Source organism: Streptomyces sp. NRRL F-5123, from assembly GCF_000721495.1.
Classification (GTDB): Bacteria; Actinomycetota; Actinomycetes; order Streptomycetales; family Streptomycetaceae; genus Actinacidiphila.
In genome coordinates, this window is the sequence record NZ_JOHY01000046.1 from 17,782 (window position 1) to 40,055 (window position 22,274).

20 protein-coding genes and 1 riboswitch are annotated in these 22,274 nt (G+C 73.3%); of the genes, 12 read left to right on the plus strand and 8 right to left on the minus strand.

Annotation, left to right across the window (positions count from 1 at the left end; genetic code table 11):
• The first annotated feature begins 90 nt into the window (after positions 1-90).
• The 3 genes from IH54_RS0128695 (at position 91) to murQ (ending at position 2,852) form a co-directional block, all read left to right on the plus strand.
• Positions 91-654: a 3'-5' exonuclease gene (locus IH54_RS0128695; RefSeq protein WP_234343976.1), complete on the plus strand. Its 564-nt coding sequence runs from the start codon at positions 91-93 to the stop codon at positions 652-654.
• 56 nt (positions 655-710) lie between these two features.
• Positions 711-1,679, plus strand: coding sequence for a MurR/RpiR family transcriptional regulator (locus IH54_RS0128700; protein WP_031522332.1), 969 nt, complete (start codon positions 711-713; stop codon positions 1,677-1,679).
• Between the two features lie 240 nt (positions 1,680-1,919).
• Positions 1,920-2,852, plus strand: coding sequence for an N-acetylmuramic acid 6-phosphate etherase (murQ, locus tag IH54_RS0128705; RefSeq protein WP_107060288.1), 933 nt, complete (start codon positions 1,920-1,922; stop codon positions 2,850-2,852).
• A gap of 108 nt (positions 2,853-2,960) precedes the next feature.
• Here murQ and groL read toward each other — a convergent pair whose 3' ends face one another.
• The 4 genes from groL to thrC form a co-directional block, all read right to left on the minus strand.
• On the minus strand, positions 2,961-4,583 hold the full coding sequence (gene groL, locus IH54_RS0128710) for a chaperonin GroEL (protein WP_031522334.1): 1,623 nt from the start codon (positions 4,581-4,583) through the stop codon (positions 2,961-2,963).
• Between the two features lie 314 nt (positions 4,584-4,897).
• A complete protein-coding gene (locus IH54_RS0128715) occupies positions 4,898-5,101 on the minus strand; it encodes a cold-shock protein (protein ID WP_003949956.1) in 204 nt (67 codons plus the stop codon).
• 432 nt (positions 5,102-5,533) lie between these two features.
• On the minus strand, positions 5,534-5,809 hold the full coding sequence (locus IH54_RS0128720) for a ubiquitin-like small modifier protein 1 (RefSeq protein WP_031522335.1): 276 nt from the start codon (positions 5,807-5,809) through the stop codon (positions 5,534-5,536).
• Positions 5,806-7,104: a threonine synthase gene (thrC, locus tag IH54_RS0128725; RefSeq protein WP_031522336.1), complete on the minus strand. Its 1,299-nt coding sequence runs from the start codon at positions 7,102-7,104 to the stop codon at positions 5,806-5,808. The genes IH54_RS0128720 and thrC overlap by 4 nt, the downstream gene beginning before the upstream one ends.
• A 17-nt stretch (positions 7,105-7,121) precedes the next feature.
• Positions 7,122-7,248, minus strand: a riboswitch (SAM riboswitch).
• A gap of 167 nt (positions 7,249-7,415) precedes the next feature.
• On the opposite strand from thrC, the gene IH54_RS0128730 reads away from it, so the two are divergent.
• Together IH54_RS0128730 and IH54_RS0128735 are read left to right on the plus strand one after the other, a co-directional pair.
• Entirely contained in the window at positions 7,416-8,381 is a 966-nt protein-coding gene (locus IH54_RS0128730) for a glucosyl-3-phosphoglycerate synthase (RefSeq protein WP_031522337.1), read from the plus strand.
• A 158-nt stretch (positions 8,382-8,539) separates the two neighbouring features.
• Positions 8,540-9,955 (plus strand): alpha,alpha-trehalose-phosphate synthase (UDP-forming), encoded by a 1,416-nt coding sequence (locus tag IH54_RS0128735; protein ID WP_234343978.1) that lies wholly within the window; start codon positions 8,540-8,542, stop codon positions 9,953-9,955.
• A gap of 66 nt (positions 9,956-10,021) precedes the next feature.
• Here the strand turns inward: IH54_RS0128735 and otsB are convergent, their stop codons facing one another.
• The 3 genes from otsB to IH54_RS0128750 are packed head-to-tail and all read right to left on the minus strand — an operon-like array spanning position 10,022 to position 12,465.
• Positions 10,022-10,867: a trehalose-phosphatase gene (otsB, locus tag IH54_RS0128740; RefSeq protein ID WP_031522339.1), complete on the minus strand. Its 846-nt coding sequence runs from the start codon at positions 10,865-10,867 to the stop codon at positions 10,022-10,024.
• Between the two features lie 59 nt (positions 10,868-10,926).
• Positions 10,927-11,166 (minus strand): DUF3263 domain-containing protein, encoded by a 240-nt coding sequence (locus tag IH54_RS0128745; protein ID WP_031522340.1) that lies wholly within the window; start codon positions 11,164-11,166, stop codon positions 10,927-10,929.
• A 6-nt stretch (positions 11,167-11,172) separates the two neighbouring features.
• Positions 11,173-12,465, minus strand: coding sequence for an extracellular solute-binding protein (locus IH54_RS0128750; RefSeq protein WP_031522342.1), 1,293 nt, complete (start codon positions 12,463-12,465; stop codon positions 11,173-11,175).
• 270 nt (positions 12,466-12,735) lie between these two features.
• Here IH54_RS0128750 and IH54_RS0128755 point away from each other — a divergent pair, with 270 nt between their 5' ends.
• The 3 genes from IH54_RS0128755 to IH54_RS0128765 all read left to right on the plus strand — a co-directional run bounded on the left by IH54_RS0128755 (position 12,736) and on the right by IH54_RS0128765 (position 16,027).
• Positions 12,736-13,668, plus strand: coding sequence for an ROK family protein (locus IH54_RS0128755; RefSeq protein WP_031522344.1), 933 nt, complete (start codon positions 12,736-12,738; stop codon positions 13,666-13,668).
• The gene (gene nagA / locus IH54_RS0128760) at positions 13,668-14,861 is read left to right on the plus strand and encodes an N-acetylglucosamine-6-phosphate deacetylase (RefSeq protein WP_031522346.1); all 1,194 of its coding nucleotides are present in this window, start codon (positions 13,668-13,670) and stop codon (positions 14,859-14,861) included. Before IH54_RS0128755 ends, nagA begins: the two co-directional genes overlap by 1 nt.
• A gap of 395 nt (positions 14,862-15,256) precedes the next feature.
• Positions 15,257-16,027 (plus strand): PfkB family carbohydrate kinase, encoded by a 771-nt coding sequence (locus IH54_RS0128765; protein ID WP_052397981.1) that lies wholly within the window; start codon positions 15,257-15,259, stop codon positions 16,025-16,027.
• Here IH54_RS0128765 and IH54_RS0128770 read toward each other — a convergent pair.
• Positions 16,017-17,027 carry a hypothetical protein gene (locus IH54_RS0128770; protein WP_031522350.1) on the minus strand — a complete coding sequence of 337 codons (1,011 nt, stop codon included), beginning with the start codon at positions 17,025-17,027 and terminating at the stop codon, positions 16,017-16,019. The genes IH54_RS0128765 and IH54_RS0128770 overlap by 11 nt on opposite strands.
• Before the next feature lie 193 nt (positions 17,028-17,220).
• Here IH54_RS0128770 and IH54_RS40340 point away from each other — a divergent pair, with 193 nt between their 5' ends.
• The 4 genes from IH54_RS40340 to IH54_RS0128790 all read left to right on the plus strand — a co-directional run bounded on the left by IH54_RS40340 (position 17,221) and on the right by IH54_RS0128790 (position 22,270).
• Positions 17,221-18,192 carry an SAM-dependent methyltransferase gene (locus IH54_RS40340; protein WP_052397984.1) on the plus strand — a complete coding sequence of 324 codons (972 nt, stop codon included), beginning with the start codon at positions 17,221-17,223 and terminating at the stop codon, positions 18,190-18,192.
• Between the two features lie 481 nt (positions 18,193-18,673).
• Positions 18,674-19,657, plus strand: a complete 984-nt coding sequence (locus IH54_RS45765; protein WP_199923480.1) for an NAD-dependent epimerase/dehydratase family protein — start codon at positions 18,674-18,676, stop codon at positions 19,655-19,657.
• A 562-nt stretch (positions 19,658-20,219) separates the two neighbouring features.
• Complete coding sequence (locus tag IH54_RS0128785) at positions 20,220-21,362, plus strand: NADH-quinone oxidoreductase subunit D (RefSeq protein ID WP_031522357.1); 1,143 nt, start codon at positions 20,220-20,222, stop codon at positions 21,360-21,362.
• Between the two features lie 68 nt (positions 21,363-21,430).
• A complete protein-coding gene (locus IH54_RS0128790; RefSeq protein ID WP_043182566.1) occupies positions 21,431-22,270 on the plus strand; it encodes a sigma-70 family RNA polymerase sigma factor in 840 nt (279 codons plus the stop codon).
• Positions 22,271-22,274 lie beyond the last annotated feature (4 nt).

Genomic DNA, 22,274 nt, shown 5'->3' on the forward strand with positions numbered 1-22,274 from the left:
ACCCCGCGGCCCTGGCCGGCCCGGCGGCGCGGCCGCCCCCCGGCGAAAACGGATGGCCCCCGGCAGCGGGAGCTTCCTATGCTCGCGGACATGGACACCCCCCATCTCCTCAACGTCGTCGACGTCGAGGCGACGTGCTGGGAGGGGCAGCCGCCCGCCGGGCAGGTCAGCGAGATCATCGAGATCGGCCTCACCGTGGTGGACCTGCGCACCCGCACCCGGCGGGCGAAGCACCGGCTGCTGGTGCGGCCGGACCGCTCGCGCGTGAGCGCCTTCTGCACGGAGCTGACGGGGCTGACGCAGGACGAGGTGGACGGCGGCACCGGCTTCGCCGAGGCCTGCCGCGTGCTCGCGGCCGAGCACCGCGCGGCCGTGCTGCCCTGGGCGAGCTGGGGGGATTACGACCGCAACCAGTTCACGCGGCAGTGCCGCCGCACCGGCACGCCGTATCCCTTCGGGAGCGCGCACACCAACGCGAAGACCGCCTTCACCGCTGCGTACGGGCTGCGGCGCAGGCCGGGGATGGCGCAGGCGCTGGAGGTCGCGGGGCTGCCGCTGGAGGGGCGGCACCACCGGGGGGACGACGACGCCTGGAACATCGCCGCACTCGTGCTGGACCTGGCCGCCCGCGGGGACTGGCCCGCCCCCGGGTGAGCCGCGGCGCCGGCCACGGCTTGACGGCCCGATGGCGTGAAAATACCTTTCATAGAGTGACCCACAGCGTGAAGGAAAATTTCCCGCCGGGTGTCCGCCCGCTGCGCGGCAGCCCGGACGCGCCCGTCATACCCGTCACGCCCCCCGACCCGGGGGCGCTCGCCGCCAAGGTCCGTACGCTCGCCCCGTCCATGACGCGCTCCATGCAGCGCGTCGCGGAGGCCGTCGCGGGCGATCCGGCCGGCTGCGCCCAGCAGACCGTCACCGCCCTCGCGATCCGCACGGGCACCAGCGAGGCCACCGTCGTCCGCACCGCCCGGCTGCTCGGCTACCCGGGCTACCGGGATCTGCGGCTCGCCCTGGCCGCGCTCGCCGCCCAGCAGGCGGCCGGGGTGCCGCCGGCCGTGACGGCGGACATCGCGGTGGACGACCCGCTGCCCGACGTCGTCGCCAAACTCGCCCTGGAGGAGCAGCAGACCCTCGCCGACACCGCCGCCCAGCTGGACATGGCCCAACTGGAGGCCGCCGTCGCCGCGTTGGCGGGAGCCCGGCGGATCGACGTGTACGGCACGGCCGCCTCCGGGCTGGTCGGGCAGGACCTGGCGCAGAAGCTGCTGCGCATCGGGCTGATCGCGCAGGCGCACACCGACCCCCATCTGGCGGTCACCAACGCCGTCCAACTCCGGCCGGGCGACGTCGCCGTGGCCATCACCCACTCCGGCAGCACGCACGACGTGATCGATCCGCTGCGGGCCGCCTTCGACCGCGGCGCGACGACGATCGCGGTGTCGGGCCGTCCGGACGGTCCGGTCACGCAGTGGGCGGACGTCGTGCTGACCACGTCCTGCTCCCGCGAGAGCGAGCTGCGGCCCGCCGCGATGTCCAGCCGGACGAGCCAACTCCTCGTCGTCGACTGCCTGTTCGTGGGCGTCGCACAGCGGACGTACGAGACCGCGGCCCCCGCGCTCGCCGCCTCCTACGAGGCCCTCGCCCACCGCCACCGACCCCGACCGAGCCGCGGCTGACCCCGACCGGCCCGAACCCCCGCACGCGGCCGGTCAGGCCGCGAACCGCCGGGCCCCGCACGGGACATGCGGGCGCCCGGACAGTCCCCGCACGCCCCCACCAGCCTCCGCCGGGCCCGCGCCGGGACGGGCGGACCGCCCGACGCCATAACCGGTCATTGCCTGACATACTGCACCAAGCCCCCTTCTGCGGCCCCACCCGCCGAGCCGACCCCTGCGAGAAGGATGAACGAGCCGCATATGCCCCAGTACACCGAGCTGCGTCGCGAACTGGACACGCTGACCACCGAGGCCTTCCGGCCGGAGCTCGCCGAGATCGACCGCATGACGACGCTGGAGATCGCCCGCACGATGAACGGTGAGGACGCCACCGTTCCGGCCGCCGTCGCCGCCCAGCTGCCCGCCGTCGCCGCCGCGATCGACGGCATCGCCGCCCGGATGTCGCGCGGCGGCCGGCTCGTCTACGCGGGCGCCGGGACCGCCGGGCGGCTCGGCGTGCTGGACGCCAGCGAGTGCCCGCCGACCTTCAACACCACGCCCGGCGGGGAGGTGGTGGGGCTCATCGCGGGCGGGCCGTCCGCGATGGTCACCTCGGTCGAGGGCGCCGAGGACAGCAAGGAGCTGGCCGCGCGCGACCTGGACGCGCTCGGGCTGACCGCCGCCGACTCCGTCGTGGGGGTCTCGGCCTCCGGGCGCACCCCGTACGCGCTGGGCGCGGTCGAGCACGCCCGGGCGCTCGGGGCGCTCACGGTGGGCCTCGCGTGCAACGCGGGGTCGCCGCTCGCGGCCGCCGCCGAGCACGGCATCGAGGTCGTCGTCGGACCCGAACTCCTCACCGGCTCCACCCGGTTGAAGTCCGGCACCGCGCAGAAGCTGGTCCTCAACATGCTCTCGACGATCACCATGATCCGGCTGGGCAAGACGTACGGGAATCTGATGGTGGACGTCCGCGCGTCCAACGAGAAGCTGCGCGCGCGCTCGCGCCGTATCGTCTCGCTCGCCACCGGCGCGGACGACGCGGCGATCGAGGACGCCCTCACCGCGACCGACGGCGAGGTCAAGCCCGCCATCCTGACCCTGCTCGCCCGCGTGGACGCCCCGACCGCGGACCGGCTGCTGCGGGAGTCCGACGGCCATCTGCGCGAGGCCCTGGAGTCGGCCCGGCCCGTGTAACGGCCCGCGACGGAGCGCCCGCCCGCAGAACGGAAGCGGCGCCCGCCCCCGAGCGATCGGGGAGCGGGCGCCGCTTCGTGCGTGCAGGACGGATGATCCCTGAGGGGATCAGAAGTCCATGTCACCGCCGGGCATGCCGCCCGGAGCGGCCGCGGCGGCCTTCTCCGGCTTGTCGGCGATGACGGCCTCGGTGGTCAGGAACAGCGCGGCGATCGACGCGGCGTTCTGCAGCGCGGAACGGGTGACCTTCGCCGGGTCGATGATGCCCTCGGCGATCATGTCCACGTACTCGCCGGTCGCGGCGTTCAGGCCGTGGCCGATCGGCAGGTTGCGGACCTTCTCGACGATGACGCCGCCCTCGAGACCGCCGTTGACGGCGATCTGCTTGAGCGGGGCCTCCAGCGCGAGCTTCACGGCGTTGGCGCCGGTCGCCTCGTCGCCGTCCAGCTCCAGCTTCTCGAAGACCGCGGAGGCCTGCAGCAGGGCCACGCCACCACCGGCGACGATGCCCTCCTCGACGGCGGCCTTGGCGTTGCGCACCGCGTCCTCGATGCGGTGCTTGCGCTCCTTGAGCTCGACCTCGGTCGCGGCACCGGCCTTGATGACCGCCACGCCGCCCGCGAGCTTCGCCAGGCGCTCCTGGAGCTTCTCGCGGTCGTAGTCCGAGTCGCTGTTCTCGATCTCGGCGCGGATCTGGTTGACGCGGCCGGCGACCTGGTCGGCGTCACCGGAGCCGTCCACGATCGTGGTCTCGTCCTTGGTGATGACGACCTTGCGGGCGCGGCCGAGCAGGTCGAGGCCCGCGTTCTCCAGCTTGAGGCCGACCTCCTCGGAGATGACCGTGCCGCCGGTGAGGATCGCGATGTCGCCCAGCATCGCCTTGCGGCGGTCGCCGAAGCCCGGGGCCTTGACGGCGACGGACTTGAAGGTGCCGCGGATCTTGTTGACGACCAGGGTCGACAGGGCCTCGCCCTCGACGTCCTCGGCGATGATCAGCAGCGGCTTGCCCGACTGCATGACCTTCTCCAGCAGCGGGAGCAGGTCCTTGACCGCGGACACCTTGGAGTTGACGATCAGGATGTACGGGTCGTCGAGCGACGCCTCCATACGCTCCAGGTCGGTGGCGAAGTACGCCGAGATGAAGCCCTTGTCGAAGCGCATGCCCTCGGTGAGCTCGAGCTCCAGACCGAAGGTCTGCGACTCCTCGACGGTGATGACGCCTTCCTTGCCGACCTTGTCCATCGCCTCGGCGATGAGCTCGCCGATCTGCGTGTCGGCGGCGGAGATGGAGGCGGTGGAAGCGATCTGCTCCTTGGTCTCCACGTCCTTGGCCTGCTCCAGCAGGGCGGCGGAGACGGCCTCGACGGCACGCTCGATGCCGCGCTTGAGGGCCATCGGGTTGGCGCCGGCGGCGACGTTGCGCAGGCCCTCGCGGACCAGGGCCTGGGCCAGGACGGTCGCGGTCGTCGTGCCGTCACCGGCGACGTCGTCGGTCTTCTTCGCGACTTCCTTGACCAGCTCGGCGCCGATCTTCTCGTACGGGTCCTCCAGCTCGATCTCCTTGGCGATGGACACACCATCGTTGGTGATCGTGGGGGCGCCCCACTTCTTCTCAAGGACGACGTTGCGGCCCTTGGGGCCGAGAGTGACCTTAACGGCGTCGGCGAGCTGGTTCATCCCGCGCTCAAGGCCGCGCCGCGCCTCCTCATCGAACGCGATGATCTTAGCCATGTGAAGTGTCCTCCGCGGACTGGGGGTTCCCCCACCGGAGGCGGGGGCGGTGGAACGGACCGCGTGGCGCCCGCGACGGACGGCCTGCCGGCCGCCGGTTCCTTCCCGGCGTCCGGACGGGCCTCACCGACCCGGTCCAAGTGGCACTCTCACGCGCAGAGTGCTAACGCCAATGATTAGCACTCTCCCCTGCCGAGTGCAAGCGCCCCCACGGACGGGGCACCCCTGCGAGGGGCCTCAACGGCGAAAGGGCCACCCCGTGCGGGGGTGGCCCTTCCTGGCGTCGCGTCGGTGGCCGAACGCGCCCGTGCCGATCAGGCGGCCACGCGGACCATGTCCGCCTGCGGCCCCTTCTGACCCTGCGAGATCTCGAACTCGACTCGCTGGCCTTCTTCGAGGGTGCGGTAGCCGTCCATCTGTATCGCGCTGTAGTGGACGAAGACATCCGCACCACCGTCGACCGCGATGAAGCCGTAGCCCTTCTCCGCGTTGAACCACTTGACGGTGCCCTGAGCCATTCCTAACTCCCCTATTACTGGCCCTATCGCGGCCCCGCGCTCCGCGGGTCCGGGTCAGACCTCACCCCCGTGGGGGTGTGCGCCGGAACGCGTCGACCGCGGCTGAATGTATCTGCACGGATGCCGTCCGCAACAGGTCAATTGGACGAGAATTCTTGGCGCGACGCATCCGAAATACCCCAGGAAGAAACGATAATGTGGGGCAATACGGACCGGACACAGCGGACATAGCACGCTTATCTCTTGTGAATTTGCCGATAAATCGGCGCTACGACTTCGCGCCGCACATGAGGGCGCCCCACCCGGGGCGAAAGCAGTTCCCGGATGGGGCGGGGTTTAAACGTCGAAGCTTCTGCGTATTCTCGTCAGTTCCGTGACGCTACCGGATCAAGCTCTCGCTCACGCTCGGTATCCGGCGCCGGGTATCCGCTATCAGCCGCCGGCGACCGCGGGAATGATCGACACGCTGGCGCCGTCCGGCACCGCGGTGGCGAGTCCGTCGGAAAACCGTACATCGTCGTCGTTGACATAGACGTTCACGAAACGCCGGAGCTTTCCGGTGTCGTCGAGAACCCGGGCGGAAATACCCGCATGATTCTTTTCCAGCGACTCGATGACCTCGCCGAGCGTCGCGCCCTCGGCGGGCACCTCGGCCTGGCCCCCGGTGTACGTGCGGAGGATCGTGGGGATGCGGACGGAAGCACTCATGCGAGTCCAGCCTCTCGGAAGGCGGCAAGGGAGGGGGCGATGGTCGCGGTCGGCCCGGTGGTCGGGGAGACGGCGTCCAGGGTCTTCAGGCCGTCGCCGGTGTTCAGCACGACGGTCTCGGCGGCCGGGTCGAGCTGCCCGGTCTCGATCAGCTTCTTCAGCACGCCGACGGTCACCCCGCCCGCCGTCTCGGCGAAGATGCCCTCGGTGCGGGAGAGCAGCTTGATGGCGTCCACGATCTGCTCGTCGTCGACGTCCTCGATCGCGCCGCCGGTGCGCCGGGCGATGTCCAGGACGTACGGGCCGTCCGCGGGGTTGCCGATCGCCAGCGACTTGGCGATGGTGTCGGGCTTGACCGGGCGCACGACGTCGTGGCCGGCCTTGAAGGCCGCCGAGACCGGCGAGCAGCCCTCGGCCTGGGCGCCGAAGATCTTGTAGGGCTTGTCCTCGACCAGGCCGAGCGCGATGAGCTCCTTGAGGCCCTTGTCGATCTTGGTGAGCTGCGAGCCCGAGGCGATCGGGATGACCAGGTTGTCCGGCAGCCGCCAGCCGAGCTGCTCGGCGATCTCGTACGCCAGCGTCTTGGAGCCCTCGCCGTAGTACGGGCGCAGGTTGACGTTGACGAAGCCCCAGCCCTCGCCGGCCGGGTCGCCGATCAGCTCCGAGCAGAAGCGGTTCACGTCGTCGTACGTGCCCTTGATCGCGACCAGGTCGCCGCCGTAGACCGCGGCCATCACGACCTTGCCCTGCTCCAGGTCGTCCGGGATGAAGACGCAGGAGCGGAAGCCGGCCCGCGCCGCGGCCGCGCCGACCGCGCCCGCCAGGTTGCCGGTCGAGGAGCAGGACAGCGTCGTGAGGCCGAAGGTGCGGGCCGCCTCCAGCGCGATGGCGACGACCCGGTCCTTGAACGAGTGCGTCGGGTTGCCGGAGTCGTCCTTGACGTACAGGCCGCCGGTGACGCCCAGCTCGCGGGCCAGGTTGTCGGCCTTGACGAGCTTGGTCCAGCCGGGGTTCAGGTTCTGCTTCGCAGTCACGTCCGCCGGGACGGGCAGCAGCGGGGCGTAGCGCCAGATGTTCGCGGGGCCGGCCTCGATCTGCTTGCGCAGCCGCTCCGGATCGCCGGCCGGCAGCTCGTAGGCCACCTCCAGCGGCCCGAAACACTCCAGGCACGCGAAGACCGGGGTCAGGGGGTAGCGGGTGCCGCACTCCCGGCACGACAGCGCCACGGCGGGGCCGAAGGCGGCGTCCTGCGAGGCGTCCTGGGGGGTGGTGGTGGCGGTGTTCTGCACAGCCATGGTGGCGAGGCCCTTTCTCCTCATCTTCCCCACGGCGTACGTCGCCGCGAGCCGGAATTGGCACCGTCCCCACCTGACCTCGCGGTCGGCGGGAGGGTTGCCGGGGCTTCAACGGGCCGTTCCCTCTGCCCCTCTGGATGAGCGGTATGGCACCGGACGGCTGAGCCGGTCCGGGCGTTTGTGACACCGGTCGGCCCCGGCATGCGGGGCGGACGGGCGTTGTTCAAGACTGTATCCGACACCGGACACCGGTGAGATAGCCGTCCGTACCGCGAGATGCGTCACACACGGGACACACGGGAGCGCTGAACGTGCTGGAAGAGGTCGAGCGCTGGCTCGCCACACGGTCCTGGTCCGCCGGCGAGCGGCCGCTCGACCTGCTGCTCGCCGCCAAACGGGCGGCGGGGCCGGCCGGCAGCGTGAGCGTGGTGCTGCCCGCGCGGGACGAGGAGGGCACGGTGGGCGCGATCGTCGCCGCCATCCGCCGCGACCTCATGGCGCCGGGGGCCGCGCTCGTGGACGAGCTGGTCGTCGTCGACTCCGGCTCCCGCGACCGTACGGCCGAGGCCGCGGCGGCGGCCGGGGCGACCGTCATCGCCCGCGACGACATCCTGCCGCGGCTGCCGGCGCTCCCCGGCAAGGGCGAGGTGCTGTGGCGCTCACTGCTCGTGACCAGCGGCGAGATCGTCTGCTTCGTCGACGCGGACCTGCGGGAGTTCGACTCCCGCTTCGTCAGCGGCATCGTCGGCCCGCTCCTCACCGAGCCCGGCGTCGACCTCGTCAAGGCGATGTACGACCGCCCGCTGGAGACCGGCGGCACGGTCGTCCCCGCGGGCGGCGGCCGCGTCACCGAACTCGTCGCCCGCCCGCTGCTCAACCTGCACTGGCCGCACCTGGCGGGCTTCGTCCAGCCCCTCGGCGGCGAGTACGCGGCACGGCGCTCGCTGCTGGAACGGCTCCCCTTCCCCGTCGGCTACGGGGTCGAGCTGGGCATGCTCGTCGACGCTCTCGCCCTGGTGGGGCTGGACGCGCTCGGGCAGGTGGACGTGGGCGTCCGGCACCACCGCCACCAGGACGGTGCGGCGCTGGGCCGCATGGCCGCGGCGATCTACCGCACGGCGCACGTGCGGCTGGCCCGCGGGCCCCTCGTGCGGCCGCGCCTCACGCAGTACGACCGCGCGGCGTCCGGCTTCGTCCCCTCGACCCACGCGGTCGACACGGAGGAGCGCCCCCCGATGCTCGCCGTCCCGGAGTACCGGCACCACCGCGCCGCGTAGCCCCTGCGGGGCAGCGTCAGGGCGTGGGGAGGTTGCGCTTCCCGCGCGGGGTGCGCGTTTTTCAGGGGCGACGCTCACCCGGCGCGGTAGCGCCAAGCCCCTGATGTTTGAGGCGGTAGCCGTACGGCAAGGTACGCAGCGTGGATGGACTCGCACGTGTGCTCGTCGCATCGAACCGCGGCCCGGTCGCGTACAGCCTCTCCGACGGCGCGCTGCAAGCGAGGCGCGGTGGCGGCGGAGTCGTCTCCGGGCTGAGCGCGATCGAGTCGGACAGCGACTCGCTGTGGGTGTGCGCGGCCCTGAGCGAAGGTGACAGGGAAGCGGTGCGGCGCGGGGTCGGCGAGCCGGGCTCGCGGATGCTCGCGATCGACCCGGACGTCTTCCATGCCGCGTACAACGACATCGCGAACTCCGTGCTGTGGTTCGTGCACCACATGCTCTACCAGACGCCGCTGGAGCCCGTCTTCGACGAGGAGTTCCGCGGCCGGTGGGCGTCCTACGAGGCGTACAACGCGGCCTTCGCGGACGCGCTCGCGGAGGCGGCCGCGCCCGGGGCGGCGGTGCTGGTGCAGGACTACCACCTGGTGCTGGTCCCCGCGATGCTCCGGGAGCGGCGCCCCGACCTGCGGATCGGGCACTTCTCGCACACCCCGTGGGCGCCGCCGGACTACTTCCGGCTGCTGCCGGACGACATCGCGGCGGCCGTGCTGGAGGGCATACTCGGCGCGGACCGCGCGGCCTTCCTGACCCGGCGGTGGGCGGACTCGTTCGCGGCGTGCTGCGTGGACGTGCTGGGCGCGGAGCTGTCGGCGGACGGGCAGGCGGTGACGCACCGGGGGCGGACGACCCGGCTGGGCGTGCACGGCCTGGGGGCCGACGCGGACTTCCTGCGCGAGCGCGCGGGGCGCGACGACGTCGTGGAGCGGATGGCGGCGCTGCGGGCCGAGACGGGCCCGGGGCGCAAGCTCGTGGTGCGGGTGGACCGCACGGAGCTGTCCAAGAACATCGTGCGCGGCCTGCTGGCGTACCGCAGGCTGCTGGAGGAGCGGCCCGGCTGGCGCAGCCGGGTGGTGCACGTCGCCTTCGCGTACCCCTCGCGGCAGGATCTCGCGGTCTACCGCGACTACACCGCGGAGGTCTCGCGGGTGGCGGCGGAGATCAACGAGGAGTTCGGGACGCCCGACTGGCAGCCGGTGCTGCTGAAGGTCGACGACGACTTCGCGCGCTCGCTCGCGGCGTACCGGCTGGCGGACGTGGCGCTGGTCAACCCCATCAGGGACGGGATGAACCTGGTGGCCAAGGAGATGCCGGTGGTCTCCGACAACGGGGTCGCGCTGGTCCTCTCCCGCGAGGCGGGCGCCTACGCGGAGCTGGGCGACGACGCGATCGTGGTCAACCCGTACGACGTGAGCGCGACGGCGGAGGCGCTGAACGCCGCCCTGACGCTGCCGGACGCGGAGCGCGCCGACCGTACGAAGCGGCTCGCCGCCGCGGCGACCGCGCTGCCGCCCACGCGGTGGTTCCTCGACCAGCTCGCGGCGCTGGAGGCGGGCGGGTCAGCCTCCGCCGACTGACCCGCCCGGCTCTCGTCCGCCGCTTCGCGACCTGCTGCCGGGATCGGCGGCGGGACGGCGGGGAGGTCAGGCTCCGATGGCGTCCGCCAGGGCGTTCAGCAGCGCGACGACGCCCTCCGGGCCGGGGACGACCAGGTCGGCCTGGCCCGTCAGCTCCTGCGGGGCCTCCGTGTCGGCCGCGGCGGCGACCAGCAGGCCGGGCAGGCCCTGCTTGCGCAGTTCGCGGACGGCGGCGTAGGCGGCGAGGTCACCGAGGTCGTCGCCGCCGTAGAGGACGCTGCCGGCGTCCACCTCGCGGAGGTACGCGGCGAGCGCGACGCCCTTGTCCATGCCCGGCGGGCGCAGCTCCAGGACGTAGCGGCCCGGCTCCACGACCAGGTCGTGGACGGCGGCCAGCTCGGTCAGGGGCGCGCGCAGCGCGTCGAACGCGGCGTCCGGGTCCTGTGCGCGACGGGTGTGGACGGCGACCGCGCGGCCGCCCTTGTCCTCGATCCAGGTGCCCTGCCAGGCGCCGTTGCGGTCCAGGAAGCCGGGCAGCTCCGCGCGGACGGCGGTCACCCCGGGGTGGGCGCCCACACTGTGCACCGCGGAGCTGTGCGCGTCCCAGCGCTCGGCCCCGTAGTGGCCGAGCACCACCAGGTGCTCCAGGGCGGGGACGCCCGCGAAGCCGCCGTAGCGTACGGCGACGCCGGCCGGGCGGCCGGTCACGACCGCCACGGAGGCGATGTGCGGGGCGAGCCGGGCCAGCGCCGGGACCGCTCCCGGATGCGCTCTGGCCTGCTCGGGGTCGGGGACGATGGGGGAGAGGGTGCCGTCGAAATCCAGTGCGACGACCGCACGGTGCGGTTCGGCTAGGAGGGCGGCGAGGGCTTCTTGGCCCTCACCCGTTCCGGGCGTCGGAATCTCGGCCATGCGCCTAACCTACCCGCGGCGTGCGCACCGGACTGCCTCTTGCGGCAGTCCGCGCGACCTCACCGCCTCCCGCGGCGCTCGGCCCGGGCGTCGCGCAGGCGGCGGACGGTCGCCGGGGCGTACGCCGCGGCGCGCGGGTCGTCGAGGAGGGCGTTGAGGCGCTGGAGGTAGAGCGTCGGCGACAGCCCGAGGCGCTCGCGGACCGCGCGGTCGCGGGCGCCTGGACCGGGCCAGGAGCGGGACGCGAGGTCCAGCACCGCCCGGTCCCTGGCCGGAAGCTCGTCCGCGTGCTCGCTCATACGGGGCTACTTCCCGCCCTGCGAGGACGCGAACCGCTGCAGCGCCCCGAGCACCTGCCAGGGATCCGCCTCCACCGCCTGGCCGATGCTCTTCTTGACCTCGTCAGAGACCGCGCCCCAGGACGTCTTGTTCATGGGGTAGAAGACGGCCGTCGGCAGCACGTCGATGAACTGCTTCATGTCCGCCTCCTTCGGGTCGGCCGCCATCGCCTGCGAGACGGAGGTGGTCACCGGCAGGAAGCCGTACTCGTCGAGGAACTTGCGCGAGTTCGCGGGCTGGTAGACGTACTGGAGGAAGGCCGCGTCGGCCTGGAGGTGGTCGTCGCCCTTCCTCTTGAACGCCATCATCCAGTCGGCGACGCCGAGCGTGTCGCGCGCGGGGGCGTCGAGGCCGGGCAGGGCGGCGAGGCCGACGTCGATGTGCGCGGCCTCGGCCTGCGCGAGCAGGGTGGGGTGGCCGTTGAGCATGCCGACGTCGCCGGCGAGGAAGCCGGCGAAGACGTCGCGGCGGTTGGTCTTGGCGGGGCTGCCCGGGCCGGTGAGGCCCTTGCTGACGAGGTTCTCCTTGAGCCAGCGGAAGGCCGTGACGTTGCCGGAGTAGTCCAGGCTGTAGGCGCCGGCGCTGCTGGTGTAGCCGCCGGCGTCGCCGAGCATCCACATGAGGGCCTCGGCCTGCGCCTCCTCGGTGCCGAGCGGCAGCCCGTACGGCACCTTCACGCCCTTCGCCTTGAGCTTGCGGGCGTCCTTGGCGACCTCGTCCCAGGTCCTGGGCGCCTTCTTGATGCCGGCCTGCGCGAAGAGGGTCTTGTTGTAGAAGAACAGCCGCGAGCTGGACACCCAGGGCAGCCCGTACTGCACCCGGTTGACGGAGCCGATGGTCGCCAGGGAGGGGATGAAGTCGGCCTGCTCGCTGATGCTGAAGAGCTTGTCGGCGCTGTACAGCCGGCCCTTGGCGGCGTAGCCGGCGTAGGAGCCGATCTGCGCGATGTCGGGGGCCTTGCCGGACTTGACCATCGTGTCGACCTTGTCGTCGACGTGGTCCCAGTCGACGACCTGGACGTCGACCTTGATGTGCGGGTGCTGCTTCTCGAAGCCGTCGACGACGGTCTTCCAGTAACCGGTGGAGCTGTTGCCCGTCTTGGGGTCCCCGTAGTCGGCGGCGACCATGTGCAACGTGACGTCCTTGCTCAGCGGGGACTGCCCGCTGCACCCGCTCACCGCGGTCACGGTCAGGGCCGTGCTCAGGCCGAGCGCCCCCGTGCCGAGGAGCCGCCGCACCCTTCGCCGCTGGACGCGCATGCCGGTTTACCGCCTTCGAGGAGGGATTGTCTGCGGAAGCGCAGAGTCTTCCCCATGGGTTCACCCAAGGTCTACACCACTTACGAAACTGTTTCGTAAGCGAGGCCGTCCAGCAATCAGCCCACCGCGCTGACCTGCGCATACGCCGACCCGTACGCGCCAAGAGGTCTACGCCACAGCAGTCTCAGCGCGTCACGACCCGCAGTTCCGCGGATCTTCCTCGACGAGTGGACTAGACCTTTTTGGGGGTTACCCGGGAGACTGTCCCCCGTGAGACATGTCATCGCCCTTGATGTCGGCGGCACCGGGATGAAAGCCGCCCTGGTCGCAGCGGACGGAACGCTGCTGCACGAGGACCGCAGGCCGACGGGCCGGGGGCGCGGACCGGACGCGGTCGTGGCGGCGATCCTGGACTTCGCCGCGGACCTGCGCGACCACGGCGTGCGCGCGTACGGCGAGCCCGCGGCCGCCGCCGGGGTCGCCGTCCCCGGCATCGTCGACGAGGTGCGCGGCATCGCCGCCTACGCCGCCAACCTCGGCTGGCGCGACGTCCCGCTGCGCGACCTGCTCTCCGCCCGCCTCGACGGCGTCCCCGTCGCGCTCGGCCACGACGTCCGCAGCGGCGGGCTCGCCGAAGGCCGCATCGGCGCCGGGCAGGGCACCGACCGCTTCCTCTTCCTCGCCCTGGGCACCGGTATCGCGGGCGCGATCGGCATCGACGGCCGGATCGAGGCGGGCGCCCACGGCTACGCCGGCGAGATCGGCCACGTCGTCGTACGCACCGACGGCCCCGAGTGCGGCTGCGGGCAACGCGGCTGCCTGGAGGCCCTCGCCTCGGCCGGCTCGGTCTCCCGCGCCTGGGCCGCGGCCGGCGGCGGGCCCGACGCGAACGCCGCGGACTGCGCCCGCGCCGTCGAGGCCGGCGACCCGCGCGCGATCGAGGTGTGGCGGAACGCGGTCGACGCGCTCGCCGCCGGCCTCGTCACCGGCTTCACCCTGCTCGACCCGCGGATGCTCATCATCGGCGGCGGCCTCGCCGAGGCCGGGGACACCCTCTTCGGCCCGCTGCGCAGCGCCGTCGAGTCCCGCATCACCTTCCAGAAACTCCCCCTCATCGTCCCCGCCGCCCTGGGGGACACCGCCGGATGCCTGGGCGCGGGCCTGCTCGCCTGGGATCTACTCTCCGTGGAGGTAACCGCCTGATGGCTCCCGTAACGACAACGCAGCGCACGGTGCTGGCGGGTGCCCGTGTGGTCCTGCCCTCGGGTGTGGTGGACGGCGGCCGGATCACGATCGAGGGCACGCGGATCGCCTCCGCCGGCCCGGCGGACACGGCGTCCGGGAACGGTTCCGGGCCCGCGCCCGACGCCGGCGCCGTCCTCGACCTGCCCGCGGACCACCTCGTCGTCCCCGGCTTCGTCGACATCCACAACCACGGCGGCGGCGGCGCGTCCTTCACCTCCGGCACCGCCGAGGAGGTCCTCACCGGGGTGCGCACGCACCGCGAGCACGGCACGACCACGCTCGTCGTCTCCACCGTCACCGAGTCCATGGACTTCCTCGCCCGCCGCTCCGGGATGCTCTCCGAACTCGTCGAGCAGGGCGACATCGCCGGCATCCACTTCGAGGGCCCCTTCATCAACCCGTGCCGCAAGGGCGCGCACGACGAGACGCTGCTGCGCGACCCCGACCCCGCCGACGTCCGCAAGCTCGTGGACGCCGCGCGTGGCGCAGCGAAGATGTTCACGCTCGCATCGGAGCTCCCCGGCGGCATCGACTCGGTGCGGCTGCTCGCCGAACTCGGCGTCATCGCCGCGATCGGCCACACCGACGCGACGTACGAGCAGACCGTCGAGGCGATCGACGCGGGCGCCACCGTCGCGACCCACCTCTTCAACGCGATGCCGCCGCTGGCCCACCGCTCCCCCGGCCCCATCGCGGCGCTGCTGGAGGACGAGCGCATCACCGTCGAGCTCATCAACGACGGCACCCATCTGCACCCCGCCGTCCTCGAACTCGCCTTCGGCTCCGCCGGGGCGGGCCGCGTCGCCTTCATCACCGACGCGATGGACGCCGCCGGCTTCGGCGACGGGACGTACGACCTCGGCCCGCTCAAGGTCGAGGTCCGCGACGGCGTCGCACGGCTCGCCGAGGGCGGCTCCATCGCCGGTTCCACGCTCACCCTCGACACGGCGTTCAAGCGGGCCGTCACACTCGACGGGCTCTCCGTCACCGACACGGTGGCCGCGATCTCGACGAACCCGGCGCGGCTGATCGGGCTCGCCGACCGCGTCGGCACGCTGGAGGCGGGGAAGGACGCGGATCTCGTCGTCCTCGACGCGGATTACGCCGTGGCCGGCGTGATGCGACGGGGCGAGTGGGTCGTCCGCCCCTGACCCCATGGGCTCCCCCTTGCGCAGGGCGGCCGTTCCAGGGCCGCGCCTGCGGCGCGGGGCGAGCGTTTTCGGGCCGCGCCGCGCCGCCGGGCACGCGTTCAGGCCGCGCCTGCGGCTCGAGGCGAGCGTATTCGGACCGCGCCGCGCCGCCGGGCACGCGTTCAAGCCGCGCCTGCGGCTCGAGGCGAGCGTATTCGGACCGCGCCGCGCCGCCGGGCACGCGTTCAAGCCGCGCCTGCGGCGCGGGGCGAGCGTTTTCGGGGGCGCGTGGGGGGACCTCCCAGGCGCCCCTGAAAAGCAGTTCCCCACGCCCCTGAAAAACGAGTGCCCCGCGGCGCAGACGCAAGCCCACCCCCGGGGTGGGCCGGGAGCGGCAGGTGCGGGATTATCGACGGGTGATCGTCGTCACGACGGAGGCCGCCCCCACGCCGCCCGGCAAGGGCGTACGCGTGGCCCGCGCGCTGAGTGCGCTCGGGCACGACGTCGCGCTCACCGGCTTCGCGCCCGCCCCGGCGGAGCCGATCGCGCGGGTCACGGACGCGGTGGTGGGGAGCCCAGCGGAGGCCGTGACCGAGTGGGCGCGGCTGCTCGCCGTCTACCGCGGGCTGCTGGCCCGCGGGGCGGAGGCGGTCGCGCTGTGCGGGGGCCTGCCCCCGGGCGTACCGGTCGGCGGGTACGCGGAGCTGATACGCGAGGCCCGCGCGGCGGGCGTCTACGTCGTGCTGGACGCGTACGGGCCCGCGCTGCGCCGCGGTCTGGGCGCCCGGCCCGACCTCGTCGTGCAGGACGCCGCCGGGCTCGCGGGCCTGACCGGATTCAACGAGCCGGTACGGGCGGCGCGGGACGCGTGGCAGCGCGGGGCGCGGGCGGTGGCCGCGTCGCTGGGCCCTGGCGGCGCCGGGATGCTGGTGCTCACCGAGGAGGGCGGCTGGCGCGCCGCACCGCCCCCCGGGCACGGGCCCGACGCCCGGGCAGGCGCTGCCGACCGCGCGCTCGCCGGGCTGCTGTCGGGCGCGGCGGCGGGCCTGCCCTGGCCGGAGCGGCTGGCCCGCGCGGTCGCGCTGGCGGAGGCGCCCGGCCCCGACCCGGCCGCCGGGGACCACGACCCGGCCGCGTACGGCGAGCTGCTGCCGCGCGTCGAGGTCGTGCCCCTCGCTACTTCTTGACCTGGCCCTGCTTGAGCCACAGCTGGTCGAGGTTGACGCCGCCGGTGTCGGTGGGCTGGTAGGAGAGCTGGAGCGTGTTCTCGCCCTCCTTGAGGGCGACGTAGGCGTAGGTGGTGTTGTTCCACGCCTTGTCCCACGCGGTGTACTGCCCGTAGTTCCTGAGGTTGACGGGCGTGGCGCGCATCTTGCCGTTCACGGTGAGCGACAGTGTCGCGTCGTCGCCCGCGTTGCCGTAGTTGATGAAGAAGGTGTACGTGTCGTCCGCCGGGACGGTCACCTTCCACGTCACGCTGGCGCCGGCCTCGTTCATGTGGTCGACGTACGCGCCGCCCGCGGCGTTCGCGCCCTTCCACTGCGTGCTCACGGCGGCGGGGCTGCCCAGGACGAGGGTGGCCGCGTCGACCTTGTCCGACGCGAACTGCGTCGGGGTCGCGGACGGCGTCGGCTCCGTCGTGGGCGCGCTGCTGGCGGTGGCCGCCGGGGTGGTGTCCTTGGCGTCGGGCTTCTTGTCGCCCGGGCTGTTCGTCATGGCGACGGCGATGACGATCGCGACGACGACCACGACCGCGCCGGCCGCGATGAGCAGGCCCCGGCGGTTGCCGCCGCCCTCGTCGCCGCTGCCGCCGCGGTGGCCCCCGTCGTCCGGGCCGCCCGGGGCGTACTGCGGCTGCTGCCGCGTGTACTGCGGCGGGCCGCCCGCCTGCGGGCCGCCCGGACCCGGGCCGTAGCCCTGCTGCTGGGGCGGGTAGCCGTAACCACCCTGCTGCCGGCCGCCCTGCTGGGGCGGGTAGCCGTAGCCGCCCTGCTGCTGACCGGCCTGCTGCGGCGGGTAGCCGCCCTGCTGCTGGCCCTGCGGCTGCGTCGGGCGCCGCTCACCGACCCGCTGCACCTGGTTGTACGAGGTGCGGGGCGCCGCCGGCTGCTCACTGCCGTCCTCGGCCCGGTAGAGATACCCGAACGGGTCGTCGTTCTCCGGCGTGCCGTCTTGTCCGGCCGTCATCCCTGTCCACTCCCTCGTACTGCCTTACCGCACATCTGCCGCCACCTGCACGCTGGCGCTCGCGGCGCTGTGGTATGCCGGAACCCTACCGGCCCCGGGCGGCCCCGTGCCCAGCCCTACGACGCATCACCAGGCCAGGAAGGTTCCCGCTGTGACCAGCCCCACCCCGCGGTGGCTCCCCTGGCGGCAGGCGATGGCCCGGGCCCTGTACGGCCCGGACGGCTTTTTCGTCCGCGAACGCCCCGCCGCGCACTTCCGCACGTCCGTGCACGTCTCGCCGCTCTACGCGCGGGCCGTCGCGGAACTCCTGTGCCGGGTGGACGCGGCCCTCGGCCGCCCCGCGGAACTGACCTTCACGGACATGGCGGCGGGTGGGGGCGAGCTGTGCGAAGGCGTCCTCGGGGCCTTGCCGCCCGAGGTAGCCGGGCGTGTGCGGGCGTACGCGGTCGAGCTGGCCCCGCGCCCCGCCGGGCTCTCCCCCCGGGTGACCTGGACCGCGGAGCCGCCACGGGGCGGGCGGGGGCTGCTCTTCGCGAACGAGTGGCTCGACAACGTGCCGCTGGACGTCGCGGAGGTGGACGAGTCGGGCGCCGTCCGCTACGTCGAGGTCCGCGTCACGGACGGGGCCGAGCGCCTGGGCGCGGAGGTGGGCGGTGCCGATGCGGAGTGGCTGCGCCGCTGGTGGCCTTCCTGCGCGCCGGGCGCGCGGGCCGAGATCGGGGTACCGCGGGACGGGGCGTGGGCGGCGGCCGCCGGGAGCCTTTCCGCCGGGCTCGCCGTCGCGGTGGACTACGCCCACATGCGCGACGCCCGCCCGCCGTACGGGACCCTCACCGGCTACCGGGCCGGCCGCCAGGTCCCGCCCGTCCCCGACGCCTCGTGCGACCTCACCGCGCACGTCGCCGCGGACTCCCTGCCGGGTGCGGTGCACGCCCCGCAGCGGGTGGCCCTCGCCGCTCTCGGCGTGACGGGGGCGCGTCCGCCGCTCTCCCTCGCCTCGACCGACCCCGCGGCCTACGTCCGCGCGCTCGCCGCCGCGGGCGAGGCGTCGTCCCTCACGTCCCCGGAGGGGCTCGGGGCTTTCACGTGGTCCGTGACGCCCCTGACCGCCGCGTGCGAAGAGCTGGCGGCGGGGTTGGGCGCGGCGCCCTGCGGCTTGGGGTGATCCGCGCGATCTCCTCTTGGTGGGTGGTTGCTCGCGCCCGCGCGGCGCCAGCCGCACATCGGATGCAGCCCCGCGCCCCTGTTGTTGCCCGGCGGGGCATCGCGCTGTCCGTGCGGTGTGGGGTCGGGTGCCACTCCGGGGGTACCTCCTCGGAATGCGCGTTCACCCTCATCCGTATGCGGTAGGGGCTGGGAAGCGCATTCCTGCGGGGGCACCCCCGGATCGTCCCCCTCCCGACGTCTCGTCGGCGGCCACCTGCCGGTGGGGGTGAGCGTGCGAGGGACTGCGGTTCGCCCCCGACCGCGAATGCGCCCCGCAGGGGGACAGAAAGCCGACGTCCCACCCGCACGGGTGGTGGGGGGTGGGAAACACCCGCGCCGCAGGCGCGGGCCCCCCGCCGACGGAAGGCGACTGCCTCCGTTGAGGCAGCTCTCAGCGAAATGAAGGGGTGGGCCCGCAAGGGAGGGGGAGGGTGGGGGGCATGGCGAAGAGGACGATGTTGATGTTGGGCGGGACGGGGTTCGTCGGGCGGGCTATGGCCGAGGAGGCGATTGCGCGGGGGTGGGAGGTGACTCTGTTCAACCGGGGGAAGCGGGCCGTGCCGGAAGGGGTGGCGCGGGTGGTGGCCGGGGAGCGGGAAGGGGACCTCGCCGGGATCACGGGCGGGGAGTGGGACGTGGTGGTGGACACGTGGTCCGGGGCGCCCGGAGTGGTGGGCCGGTCCGCGGAAGCGCTCAAGGGGAGGGTGGGGCGGTACGCGTACGTGTCGAGCCGCTCCGTCTACGCGTACCCGCCGCCGGAGGGTGGCACGGAGGAGGCCCCGCTCGTGGAGGGCGGGGACGGTGACTACGCCCAGGTCAAGCGGGGGGCCGAGATGGCGCTGGAGGAGGTCTTCGGGGACGCGGCCCTGCTCCTCCGGGCGGGGCTGATCCTCGGGCCGTACGAGGACATCGGCCGGCTCCCGTGGTGGCTGAACCGCGTCGCGCGCGGCGGCCGCGTCCTGGCTCCGGGGCCGCGCGACCTGCCGCTCCAGTACGTGGACGTACGCGATCTCGCCGCCTGGACGCTGGACGCCCTCGCCGCCGGGCTCGGCGGACCGTACGACGTCGTGAGCGAGCCCGGCCACACCACGACGGGCTCCTTCCTCGCCGCGTGCGCCGCGGCGACGGGCGGCGCCGCCGAATTCGTCTGGGCCGACCCCGACGCCATCCTGGCCGCGGGCATCCAGCCCTGGACGGACCTCCCCCTCTGGCTCCCGCCGGGCCCCGAGCACGCCGGCATGCACGGCGCCAACCCCGCCAAGGCCCTCCGGGCCGGGTTGCGCTGCCGTGACGTCACGGCGACCGTCGCCGACACCTGGTCCTGGCTCCAGTCCATCGGCGGCAAGGCCCCCCACCGCCCCGACCGCCCCCCGGTCGGCCTCCCCCCGCAAACCGAGGCCCGCCTCCTCCTCACCCTCCCCTGACCACCCCCACCACCCGTGCGAGTGGGACGTTGGCTGACGGCCACCTGTGGGGGGTGACGCGCCATCGGGGGCGAACCGCTATCGGGGTGTCCGCGCCTGGCGGCGCGGGGGCGGGTGGGACGTCGGCTTTCTGTCCACCTGCGGGGCGCATTCGCCGCCGGGGGCGAACCGCAGTCCCTCGCACACTCACCCCCACCGGCGGGCAGCCGCCAACGCAACGTCGGGAGGGGGACGATCCGGGGGTGCCCCCGCAGGAATGCGCACCGACTCCCCGCCACGCTCGGGGAGAGGCCAGACGCGCATTCCGAGGAGGTACCCCCGGAGTGGCCCCCGACCCCACCCACCGCACGGACAGCGCGATGCCCCGCCGGGCAACAACAGGGGCGCGGGGCTGCATCTGATGTGCGGCTGGCGCCGCGCGGGCGCGAGCAACCATCCACCGACGGCAAGGTCGCGAAAACCACCGCAAGCCCCGCCCCGGTGCGGGGACCCGCGGCCCGACCATCCCGCCCCGGTGCGGGGACCCGCGGCCCGACCACTCCGCGCCTGAGAGGATGGCCTCATGACGGAGACCACCATCGGCATCGGCGGCGCAGCCGAAAGCACGGACATGGTGCTGAACATCGGCCCCCAGCACCCCTCCACCCACGGAGTGCTCCGTCTGCGGCTCGCCCTCGACGGCGAGCGGATCCGTTCCGCCGAGCCGATCATCGGCTACATGCACCGCGGCGCGGAAAAGCTGTTCGAGGCCCGGGACTACCGGCAGATCATCATGCTGGCCAACCGCCACGACTGGCTGTCCGCGTTCTCGAACGAGCTGGGCGTCGTGCTCGCGGTGGAGCGGATGCTCGGCATGGAAGTGCCGGAGCGCGCGGTCTGGACGCGCACCCTGCTCGCGGAGCTGAACCGCGTGCTGAACCACCTGATGTTCCTCGGGTCGTATCCGCTGGAGCTGGGCGGGATCACGCCGATCTTCTACGCGTTCACGGAGCGCGAGGAGTTGCAGCACGTGATGGAGGAGGTCTCCGGGGGGCGGATGCACTACATGTTCAACCGGGTCGGCGGGCTGAAGGAGGACCTGCCGAACGGCTGGACGGGGCGGGCGCGGGCGGCGGTCGCGGGGGTGCGGTCGCGGATGGGGCGGATCGACGACCTGGTGCTCGGCAACGAGATCTTCCGCGGGCGGACCCGCGGGATCGGCGTGCTGTCCCCGCAGGACGTGCACGGCTTCGGGGTGAGCGGGCCGATCGCGCGGGCGAGCGGCGTGGACTTCGACCTGCGGCGCGACGAACCGTACCTGGCGTACGGGGAGCTGGCGGACACCCTGCGCGTCGTGACGCGCGAGGAGGGCGACTGCCTGGCGCGTTTCGAGGTGCTGCTGGAGCAGACGCACGTGGCGCTGGACCTGGCGGACGCGTGCCTGGACCGGCTGGCGGAGCTGCCGCCGGGGCCGGTGAACCAGCGGCTGCCGAAGGTGCTGAAGGCCCCGGAGGGCCACACGTACGCCTGGACGGAGAATCCGCTCGGGCTCAACGGCTACTACCTGGTGTCGAAGGGCGAGAAGACGCCGCACCGGCTGAAGCTGCGCTCGGCGTCGTTCAACAACATCCAGGCGCTGACCGTGCTGCTGCCCGGCACGCTGGTGGCCGACATGGTCGCGATCCTCGGCTCGATGTTCTTCGTGGTCGGCGACATCGACAAGTAGTCCGCCGTCCTGTCACATCCGCCGCCCGCCGGGAGTCAGAGCGGCAGGGTAAGCGACGGAGGAACGTGATGGGCGACGAACTGCTGGCCGAGCGCTTCGAGGCGCACCGGGGGCATCTGCGCGCGGTGGCCTACCGCATGCTGGGCTCCACCGCGGAGGCGGAGGACGCGGTGCAGGAGGCGTGGCTGCGGCTGAGCCGCGCCGGTGACGCGGGGGTGGGCAACCTCGGCGGGTGGCTCACGACGGTCGTGGGGCGGGTGTGCCTGGACATGCTGCGGTCCCGGCGGCGGCGCGGGGAGGAGCCGCTGAGCGAGGTCGAGCAGGCGCCGGGTGCCCCCGACCCGGAGCAGGACGCGCTGCTCGCCGACTCCGTCGGGCTCGCGCTGCTGGTCGTGCTGGAGACGCTGGAGCCGGCGGAGCGGCTGGCGTTCGTGCTGCACGACATGTTCGCGGTGCCGTTCGACGAGATCGCGCCGATCGTGGACCGTACGCCGGCGGCCGCCCGCCAGCTGGCCTCGCGCGCCCGGCGGCGCGTCCAGGGCGCCCCGCTGTCCCCGCCCGAGCCCGATCTCACACTCCAGCGGCAGGTCGTGGGGGCCTTCCTCGCGGCGGCCCGGCTGGGCGACTTCGAGGCCCTGGTCGCCGTCCTGGACCCGGACGTCGTCTCCCGCTCCGACATCCCCGGCGTCCCCGTCCGCCACGGAGCCCACGAGGTCGCCCGCGGCGCCCGGCTCTCCGCGACACTGACCGGCGAGTCCGCGCTCGCCCTGGTCGACGGCAGGGTCGCCATCGTCTACGGCCGGGGCACCCCCGACTACCGCGTACTCACCTTCAAGGTGGCGGGCACCCGTATCCGCGAGATCGACGTCCACCTGTCCCCGACGATGGAGGTCCACCCGCTCCCGTAGCGGC